This is a genomic window from Acetobacter malorum (genome assembly GCF_002153605.1).
In the GTDB taxonomy this organism is placed as follows: domain Bacteria; phylum Pseudomonadota; class Alphaproteobacteria; order Acetobacterales; family Acetobacteraceae; genus Acetobacter; species Acetobacter malorum_A.
In genome coordinates, this window is sequence record NZ_JOPG01000096.1 from 1 (window position 1) to 507 (window position 507).

At 50.7% G+C, this 507-nt stretch carries 1 pseudogene; it reads right to left on the reverse strand.

Features of this window, described 5'->3' with window-relative positions:
- Window positions 1-312: 312 nt before the first annotated feature.
- Window positions 313-507, reverse strand: a pseudogene (locus HK23_RS14680) (hypothetical protein); the annotation flags it as partial.

Consider the following 507-nt stretch of genomic DNA (forward strand, 5'->3'; position numbering starts at 1 on the left):
GACATCCACATCCTCCGATTAAAGCAACATGGACTTCAGTTGTCTGGCTCACAGAGCCTATGCCGGACCCGATGGCTTCCAGCGAAAGCAAGATTGGAAGAGATGCTTGCCTCGTCAAGGGGCACGAAATGCAGATCCTTTTTCATGGATAATTTTATTATTTATATTTGTATTTATTTTTTGTGGCGGTGTTGCGGACGGAAATTACAGGGGTTTTGTTGATATTCGTTAAACATCATGGCGATGATCACAGAAAATCAATATATTTTCCTTCTATGATGGTGGCCCGGGGTTTTCCCGCCACCACCTGTTTTAGAGAGCGCTTCCAGCGCGTCCGTTTGTCGGGACTTCCATCCGCGTCTCGACGGCGGGCGTCAGAGCCGTGGAAACAGTCTTTTGACCTCCGGGATTGTCAACTGCCGTCGGCGCGGGGAGCGTCGCACAGGACTTGCTTCCGGTGCGTGACACATGAACGATTGGCGCCGCCTGACCGTTTGATGTGATCGT